The organism is Pseudomonas sp. 18.1.10 (genome assembly GCF_024655625.1).
Classification (GTDB): domain Bacteria; phylum Pseudomonadota; class Gammaproteobacteria; order Pseudomonadales; family Pseudomonadaceae; genus Aquipseudomonas.
The window spans coordinates 1-5,581 of record NZ_JANLGL010000287.1; the positions used below are offsets into that span (position 1 = coordinate 1).

Annotated in this window: 5 protein-coding genes; 3 read left to right on the plus strand and 2 right to left on the minus strand. The window is 61.2% G+C overall.

Annotated features, from left to right (window positions below; translation table 11 throughout):
* Positions 1–103: 103 nt before the first annotated feature.
* Positions 104–877 carry an L-iditol 2-dehydrogenase gene (locus tag NUV89_RS26990; protein ID WP_257783712.1) on the minus strand — a complete coding sequence of 258 codons (774 nt, stop codon included), beginning with the start codon at positions 875–877 and terminating at the stop codon, positions 104–106.
* Positions 878–896: 19 nt separating this feature from the next.
* Entirely contained in the window at positions 897–2,156 is a 1,260-nt protein-coding gene (locus NUV89_RS26995) for a sugar ABC transporter substrate-binding protein (protein WP_374684552.1), read from the minus strand.
* Between the two features lie 262 nt (positions 2,157–2,418).
* Here NUV89_RS26995 and NUV89_RS27000 point away from each other — a divergent pair, with 262 nt between their 5' ends.
* From NUV89_RS27000 to NUV89_RS27010, 3 genes are all read left to right on the plus strand, one after another.
* On the plus strand, positions 2,419–3,339 hold the full coding sequence (locus tag NUV89_RS27000) for an AraC family transcriptional regulator (RefSeq protein ID WP_257783714.1): 921 nt from the start codon (positions 2,419–2,421) through the stop codon (positions 3,337–3,339).
* A 172-nt stretch (positions 3,340–3,511) separates the two neighbouring features.
* The gene (locus NUV89_RS27005; protein WP_257783715.1) at positions 3,512–4,459 is read left to right on the plus strand and encodes a nucleoside-specific channel-forming protein Tsx; all 948 of its coding nucleotides are present in this window, start codon (positions 3,512–3,514) and stop codon (positions 4,457–4,459) included.
* Positions 4,460–4,473: 14 nt separating this feature from the next.
* Positions 4,474–5,499, plus strand: coding sequence for a purine nucleoside permease (locus NUV89_RS27010; RefSeq protein ID WP_257783716.1), 1,026 nt, complete (start codon positions 4,474–4,476; stop codon positions 5,497–5,499).
* Positions 5,500–5,581 lie beyond the last annotated feature (82 nt).

A 5,581-nucleotide genomic window follows, 5' to 3' on the forward strand; every position in this document is an offset into this window, starting at 1 on the left:
AGCCCTTTGGTTACTTTGGGGCTTTTCCAAAGTGACCCGCCGTAAGGGCGGAACCCTAAGTGGCCGTTACCTAAATAACGGATATACACACCAAAAACACCCCCTAGCTCATCCAATTCCCCCCATCAACGTTATACGTCTGCGCCACCACATAATCCGCCTCCGCCGAAGCCAAAAACACCGCCATCCCTGTCAAATCCCCAGCCGTCCCCATCCGCCCAAACGGCACCGCCTCGCCTACCCTTCGCTTCTTTTCCCCCGGCGCCAACCCCTCATGCCGGGCAAACAACGCATCCACCCCATCCCAATGCTCCCCATCCACCACTCCCGGCGCGATGGCATTGACGTTGATCCCCTGCTTGATAAGATCCAATCCCGCCGACTGCGTCAAACTGATCACCGCCGCCTTCGTCGCGCAATACACCGCCACCAACGCCTCCCCACGGCGCCCCGCCTGACTGGCCATGTTGATGATCTTGCCACCATGCCCCTGACGGATCATCTGCCGCGCCGCCGCTTGCAAGGTGAACAACGTCCCCGCGACGTTGATCGAAAACAGCCGCTCATAACTGTCCCGGGTGATATCGACAATTGGCGCCAAATCAAACAGCGCCGCATTGTTGATCAAGATATCGAGCTTGCCGACCTGAGCCACCACGGCGCGGATCGCGGCGTCGATGGAGGCCTGGTCGGTGACGTCCATTTCCACGGCATACGCCTGTGGCCCCAGTTCGGCGGCTGTTACCTGAGCCCGTTGCAGGTTGATATCGGCGATGGCGACGCTCGCGCCTTCAGCAATGTAGGCCTGGGCAAACGCGCGGCCGATCCCGCGCGCGGATCCGGTGATCAGCGCGCTTTTACCTTCAAGTCGTTTCATGGGACATGTCTCTAAAGAATTATTTTGGATAACCCGCGCGTTTCATTTCGCGCTCGGTGGTGGACTGCGCCTGGAGCAACGCCTGGTCAACCGACATGCCTCCGGTCAGCGCCGCCGAGAACATCTTGCCCACCGAGGTGCCGATGGCCTGGAACTCGGGGATGGTCACGTACTGGATGCCCACGTACGGCACCGGCTGGGCCGACGGGTGCGCCGGATCGGCGTGTTTCATCATTTCCAGGGTCACCTGGGCAAACGGCGCGGCTTTCAAGTAGGCGTCGTTGTAGGTGGACTGGCGAGTGCCGGGCGGTACGTTGGTGATGCCTTCTTTATCGGCGACCAGCTGGATGTAGTCCTTGGACGTGGCCCAGGCGATAAAGGCCTTGGCCGCGTCCTTGTGCTTGGACGTGGCCGGGATCGCCAGGGACCAGGCGTACAGCCACGAGGAGCCTTTGTCGGTGACTTCGGTGGGCGCGGCGGCAAAGCCTACGCGGTCGGCGACCTTGCTTTGGCTCTTGTCGGTGGTGAAGGAGCCGGCGACGCTGGCGTCTACCCAGATCGCGCATTTGCCGCTGTTGAACAGCGCCAGGGTTTCGTTGAAGCCGTTGCTGGACACTCCAGGCGGGCCGTATTGCTTGAGGCTGTTGACGTAGAAATTGGCGGCGGCGGTCCATTGCGCGCTGGTCAACTCCGGCTTCCACTGCTCGTCGAACCAGCGCGCGCCAAAAGCGTTGGCCATGGTGCTCAGCAAGGCGATGTTCTCGCCCCAGCCGGCCTTGCCGCGCAGGCACAGGCCGTATTGGTCTTTGTCCTTGGCGGTGAGCTTGGCGGCGAAGGCGCCGAGTTGGGTCCAGGTCGGATGCGCGGGCATGCTCAGGCCGGCCTGCTGGAACAGGTCGGTGCGGTAGTAGGTGACGGTGCTTTCGCCGTAGAACGGCAACGCGTAGAGGGTGTTGTTGACCGACAGGCCCTGGCGCACCGAAGGGAAGATGTCGTCGACGTCGTAATCGGCCGGCAGTTGGGTCAGCGGCTCCAACCAGTGTTTGGCGCCCCACAACGGGGTTTCGTAGGTGCCGATGGTGAGCACGTCGAATTGGCCACCCTGGGTGGCGATATCCGTAGTGAGGCGTTGACGCAGCACGTTTTCTTCGAGCACCACCCAGTTGAGCCGGATGTCCGGGTGCTGTGCTTCGAACACCTTGGACAGGCGCTGCATACGGATCATGTCGCTGTTGTTGACCGTGGCGATAGTCACGGTGTCGGCGGCGTGGCTGGGCATGGCCAACGCCAGGCCGGACAGCAGGAACAACGCTTGCGGGAGCTTGAGCATGGCGGTATCCACCTGTTGTTTTTGTTGTTGAGCGCCGATTACAGCAGGTTGGCCCAGCCCCCACAAACCCGTGGCGGATGCGCGACTGGTACTTTTTTAACCGTGCGCCCCGGGTTAAAAAAGTATCAGTGCCCGGCAAAACCAGGGGTAGCGCCTGCACCGCGCAGGGGCGTATTTTGAAGCGCTACCAAGAACAACAAGAAGCCCCGCCATGCCTGTCAGCCGCGCCCAACTGTTCGAGCACCGCCCCGCTGAACTGGAAGTGATCCTGCCCGAACCGGACCACTGCTTTCGCTGGTTCGAACACGACTATCCCTATGACCTGGCGCGCTGGAACCACCACCCCGAGTTTGAACTCCACCTGATCCGCCAAGGCAGCGGCAAGCTGGTCGCAGGCGATTACATCGGCGCCTTCAGTGCCGGCCACGTCGCCCTGATCGGCCCCGACCTGCCCCACGACTGGATCGGCGAACTGGCCCCCGGCGAGTACCTCGAGGGCCGTGACGTGGTGCTGCAATTCGACGGCGCCGCCCTGCTCGCCCTGCGCAAGACGCTGCCGGAACTGGGCGACTTGCAGCCATTGTTCGAGCAAGCCCGGCGCGGCCTGCAATTTCACGGCGACACGGCGCTGCGCGCAGCGGTCTTGATGGAAGACATCGGCAACGCCCAGGGCCTGCAGCGGCTGGTGCTGTTCCTGCAACTGCTCGACACCCTCAAGAGCGCCCCGCCACAGCACGTGCAGGCGCTGGCCAGCCCGTGCTACGCGCCCACCCTGGATGCACGCAGCGCCGAGCGCATCAACAAGGCCTTCGACTACCTGATGCGCGAACTCACCGGGGATGTGCGCCTGTCGGTGATTGCGCAACAGCTGGAGATGAGCGAGCCAGGCTTTTCACGCTTTTTCAAGCGCAACACCGGCCACGGTTTTATCGACCTGATGCGCAAGTTCCGCGTGCAACGCGCCTGCCGTTTGTTGCTGCAAAGCGAGATGTCCGTGGCGGCGATCTGCTTTGAAGTGGGCTACGCCAACCTGTCCAATTTCAACCGGCACTTTCGCATCGAGATGAATCAAACGCCGAGCGATTACCGCCGGGAAACCGCGCTGCACCGGTTCATCCCCTCGACAAAATGACACCGGGTCAATTCTGACCAAAAGGTCGATTAATCGCGCTTTTTTCCAGTCTATTCAAGCCAATAGTCAAAGTTGGTACAGCCTATGCAAACGTTTGCGGAACGAACTTGCCAGCCAAGTTCACCACGACCCACAGATTCGGGTCCAAACCGCGTACGAATAGGGATTTTCAATGCATTCCACCGCAAGGCACCCTGCCGCCCTTGGTGTTTCCCTGCTACTGGCCGCCGTTACGGGACTACTCAGCGCGCCCATTTTGGCGCAGGAAAAACCCGTCGATGACTCAGCACAGGGCGAAACCCTCAGCCCGGAAGCCAGCCCGACGAAAAAAGGCGTGTACCTGTCGGACTGGTTCAACCAGGACCTGACATTGATCGGCAGCAAAGACATCAGCTTCGGCCCCAAGCCGTCCGACGATATTTACCTGGAATACGAGTACTTCGGCCGCAAGGGCCCCTTCGAACTCTATGGCTATATCGACGTGCCGAAGATCCTCGGCATCGGTAACAGTAATGACAAAGGCGTGTGGGACCATGGCTCGCCGGTGTTCATGGAGCACGAGCCGCGCATCTCCATCGACTACCTCGCGGGCCGCAGCCTGGCCATCGGGCCGTTCAAGGAATGGTACGTCGCGTTCGACTGGATCTACGACCACGGCAGCAACAAGGCCAACCGTGCCAACACCCTGTACAGCGGCCTGGGCACCGACATCGACACCCACTCGCGGGTCAATCTGTCGGCCAACTTCTACGGGCGCTACCAGTGGGAAAACTACGGCGCCAGCAATGAATATTCGTGGGACGGCTACCGCGCGCAAATGAAGTACATCGTGCCCATCGGCAAGTTCGACAACGGTGCCTCGCTGACCTATATCGGCTTCACCAACTACGACTTTGGCTCGGACCTGCACAAGGACAACCCGGCGCGCACCGCCAACTCGTTGGTGGCGACCAATGTGCTGCTGTATTCGTTTACCCACCTGCGGTTCACCCTGGTCGGCCGTTACTTTCATAACGGCGGCAACTGGGAGGATGGCAGCGAGTTGAACTTCGGCGAAGGCAACTTCCGTGCGCGTTCGGACGGCTGGGGCTACTACGCCGGCGTGGGTTATCAATTCTGATAAAGGAGCTTTGGATGAAACTGTTTACTCGTCTCTCGATGACGGTCGGCCTGGCACTGCTGGCCCCTATGGTATTGGCAGATGCACCGATCAAACCCAAAGTCATGCTCATCACCATGTTCGCCCCGGAAGCGCAGACCTGGATCGACCGCCTGCAACTCAAGCAGGAAGTCCGCGTACCGGGCCTCTCTGCCGAATACCCGGTGATCCGCTGCAATACCCAGGATGTCTGCCTGCTCGTCACCGGCATGGGCCAGACCAACGCCGCCGCGTCCACCCTGGCCCTGGCCTTGTCGCCCAAGTTCGACCTGCGCCAGAGCTACTTCCTGATCGCCGGGATCGCCGGCATCAGCCCCAAGCACGGCACCATCGGCACCGCGGCCTGGGCCCATTACCTGGTGGAGTTCGGCACGCAATGGGAGTTGGACTCGCGGGATGCGCCCAAGGATTGGCCGACCGGCTATATCGGCATCAACACCAAAGGTCCCAACGAGAAACCGCCACTGGACTACAAGACCGAAGTGTTTGAGCTAAACCCCAAGTTGCAGGCCAAGGCGTTTGCCCTGTCGCACCAGGTCGAGCTGACGGAAAGCAAGGAATCTGCCGCCTGGCGCAAACACTACCCCGCCGCCCCGGCCAACCAGCCGCCACAGGTCACCCGCTGCGACACCCTGGCGGGCAACACCTGGTTTTCCGGCACGCGCTTGAGCGAGCGCGCCGAGGTGTGGACCAAATTGTTGACGGATAACAAGGGTGAGTACTGCACCACCCAGCAGGAGGACAACTCCACCTATGAAGCGCTGCTGCGGGCCAGCCGCGAGGGGCTGGTGGATATCCAGCGCTTGGCCGTGGTGCGCGCGGGTTCGGACTTCGACCGGCCGTATCCGGGCTACAGCGAAGTGGACAACCTGCTGAAGTACGCCGACCAGGGTGGGTTTGTGCCGGCGCTGGAGAACCTGTACCGCACGGGCAATCCGCTGGTGCAGGCGATCCTCAAGAACTGGTCGGCGTGGGAGAAGGGTGTGCCCGAAGCCGAGTAACAACCACCTGTTGGCAAAAATCTTATGTGGGAGCGGGCTTGCTCGCGAATGCAGTGTGTCAGTCGCTGGAGATGTTGACTGA

Coding starts and splice junctions, on each gene's coding strand:
- NUV89_RS27010 (WP_257783716.1), top strand. CDS start 4,474: ATGAAACTGTTTACTCGTCTCTCGATGACGGTCGGCCTGGCACTGCTG.
- NUV89_RS27005 (WP_257783715.1), top strand. CDS start 3,512: ATGCATTCCACCGCAAGGCACCCTGCCGCCCTTGGTGTTTCCCTGCTA.
- NUV89_RS27000 (WP_257783714.1), top strand. CDS start 2,419: ATGCCTGTCAGCCGCGCCCAACTGTTCGAGCACCGCCCCGCTGAACTG.
- NUV89_RS26990 (WP_257783712.1), bottom strand. CDS start 877: ATGAAACGACTTGAAGGTAAAAGCGCGCTGATCACCGGATCCGCGCGC.
- NUV89_RS26995 (WP_374684552.1), bottom strand. CDS start 2,156: ATGCCCAGCCACGCCGCCGACACCGTGACTATCGCCACGGTCAACAAC.